The sequence below is a fragment of the Sulfitobacter sp. HI0129 genome, assembly GCF_001635395.1.
Taxonomy (GTDB): Bacteria; Pseudomonadota; Alphaproteobacteria; order Rhodobacterales; family Rhodobacteraceae; genus Sulfitobacter.
This window is the reverse complement of the sequence record NZ_LWGH01000457.1, coordinates 1-2,484: the sequence shown is the minus strand read 5'-3', so window position 1 is coordinate 2,484 and position 2,484 is coordinate 1. Positions and strand designations below refer to the sequence as shown.

The 2,484-nt window shown below is 65.7% G+C and carries 2 protein-coding genes and 1 pseudogene; all 3 read left to right on the top strand.

The window, feature by feature from the left end; translation table 11 throughout:
- Nucleotides 1-118 precede the first annotated feature (118 nt).
- Nucleotides 119-997, top strand: a complete 879-nt coding sequence (locus A3764_RS12510; RefSeq protein WP_067919560.1) for a 5-bromo-4-chloroindolyl phosphate hydrolysis family protein — start codon at nucleotides 119-121, stop codon at nucleotides 995-997.
- Between the two features lie 52 nt (nucleotides 998-1,049).
- Entirely contained in the window at nucleotides 1,050-2,246 is a 1,197-nt protein-coding gene (locus A3764_RS12505) for a toxic anion resistance protein (protein ID WP_067919559.1), read from the top strand.
- A gap of 4 nt (nucleotides 2,247-2,250) precedes the next feature.
- Nucleotides 2,251-2,484: pseudogene (locus A3764_RS26000) on the top strand (hypothetical protein); the annotation flags it as partial.

Below are 2,484 nucleotides of genomic sequence, written 5' to 3'. Positions count from 1 at the left end.
CGGCCCAAATGGCGAGGATAGTTTGATGGCACCCACCGGCTTCCAGAAAATCGCCTATGTCGCCTTGATCTTGCTTCTTCTCGGGGTCGCTTCGGGCTGGCTCGGAGGGGTCTGAGCCATGGCAAGACGATACGGAGGCCGGTTCAGCCCGCAACCGGGCGACACCGCCGACAGGCACGATGCCCCTGCCCGGCTGGACGTGGACCCGGTAGGCGGGCGCGCCAACCTCATGTTTCTGCCGCCGGCGCTTTTGACCTTCACGTCGCTGGGCGCCGGGCCGGCCGGGCTCGTTCTGGGGCTGGCCGGGGCCGGTGTTCTGGCAGCGGGCGCCTGGGTGCTGCGCGCGGGGCTGACGGCGGAGGCCGCGTTCCATGCCCGCCGGGCTGCCCGCCCGCCCGCCGTGCCGCGCAAGATACTGGCCGCCGCGATGACGGGAACGGGCACTGCGCTTGCAGCCGCCTCTGGCGATCTGTCCGTGGTAGGTCCGGTGCTCTACGGGCTTGCAGCGGCTGGATTGCATGTGGCCGCCTTCGGCATCGATCCGCTGCGGTCCAAGGGGATGGAGGGGGTGGATACGTTCCAGCATGATCGCGTGGCGCGGGTGGTGGAAGAAGCCGAAGCCCTGCTTGCCTCCATGTCCGATGCCGTGAAACGCGCGGGCGACCGCACGGCGGAAACACGGCTCGCCCGGTTCCAGAATACCGCCCGCGACCTGATCCGCGTGGTGGAGGAAGACCCCCGCGACCTGACCGCCGCGCGCAAGTACCTTGTTGTTTATCTGCGCGGGGCGCGCGATGCGACGGTCAAGTTCGCGGATATCTACGCGCGGTCCGGCGATGCGCAGGCCAAGGCCGATTACCTCGCCCTGCTCGATGATCTGGATGAAAACTTCGCAGCGCGGACCCGCGCCTCCCTGCTGGAGGATCGCGGCGACCTGACGGTCGAGATCGACGTGCTGCGAGAACGCCTCGCCCGTGAGGGGGTGCATTCCGAATGACGCCACACGCCCCCTCTCCCATATCATTACCGACCCCAAGGAACTGCTGAACATGTCTGACAAAGTGCGCGACAAGGCCAATCAATCCGCCGCCATGGTAGACGAGGTCGCCTCCGTCCGGTTGCCCGAACCCGCCGATGCCAACGCCATCGTGCCGCTGGACTCCGCGGATGCCCCCCAGTCCGCCGAGATCCGCCGCCGGATGGAGGAGATCAACCTCAGCGATACGCAGACGATCGTTACCTTCGGTTCGGGCGCGCAGGCCGAATTGCAGCAGATCAGCCAGGGCATGCTGCAGGATGTGCGCAACAAGGATGTCGGCCCCGCCGGGGATTCCCTGCGCAACATTGTGGCCACGATCCGGGGTTTTTCGGTGTCCGAACTGGACGTGCGCCGGGAACGGAGCTTTTGGGAAAAGCTGCTGGGCCGCGCCGCGCCCTTCGCGAAGTTCACCGCACGTTTCGAAGAGGTCCAGGACCAGATCGACCGTATCACCGATAACCTGCTGAAGCACGAACATACGCTTCTGAAGGACATCAAGTCGCTGGATATGCTCTATGAAAAGACGCTCCAGTTCTATGATGAGCTTGCCCTTTATATCGCGGCGGGCGAAGCGAAACTGGCCGAGATGGACGAGCGTGTCATTCCCGCCAAGGAAGCCGAGGTAAAGGCCGCCGCCGAGGATGATCAGGTGATGATAGCGCAGGAGTTGCGCGACCTGCGCGCGGCCAGAGACGATCTCGAGCGCCGGGTGCATGACCTCAAGCTCACGCGGCAGGTCACCATGCAATCCCTGCCCTCCATCCGGCTGGTGCAGGAAAACGACAAGAGCCTGGTGACCAAGATAAACTCGACACTGGTGAACACCGTGCCGCTGTGGGAAACCCAGCTGGCGCAGGCCGTGACGATCCAGCGCAGCGCGGAAGCCGCGAGCGCGGTTCGCGATGCCAACGATCTGACCAACGAGTTGCTGACATCGAATGCGAAGAACCTGCGCGACAACAACCGCATCATCCGGCAGGAGATGGAGCGCGGCGTCTTCGACATAGAGGCGGTCAAACAGGCGAACGCGGACCTGATCGGCACCATCGAGGAATCGCTGCAGATCGCCGACGAAGGTAAGGCCAAGCGGGCCGCCGCCGAAGAGGAACTGCAACAGATGGAGGCCAAGCTGCGCGACACGCTCGCCTCGGCAAAGGCGCGCAAGACCGGTCTGGGTGAAAGCGCCGGCGGCGCCGTGCCCGGGTGAGCTGATGCGCGTACCCCTGTTACGAGTTTCCCGGCGCCCCGGTGCCCTCGCCGCCCTTCTGGTGGCCCTCATGGGATGCGCGGCCCCGCCACCGCCTGCGCCACCGCCGCTGCCACCTTCTGCCCAGCCTGCCCCTGTGGCGCTGGAACGCCCAAGACCGCGGGTCGCCCGGCCCACGTCTGAAAAGAGCGCCGCGTTGCGCAAGTACCTCGCCGAGGTTCAGACCGCCCAGAAGGTG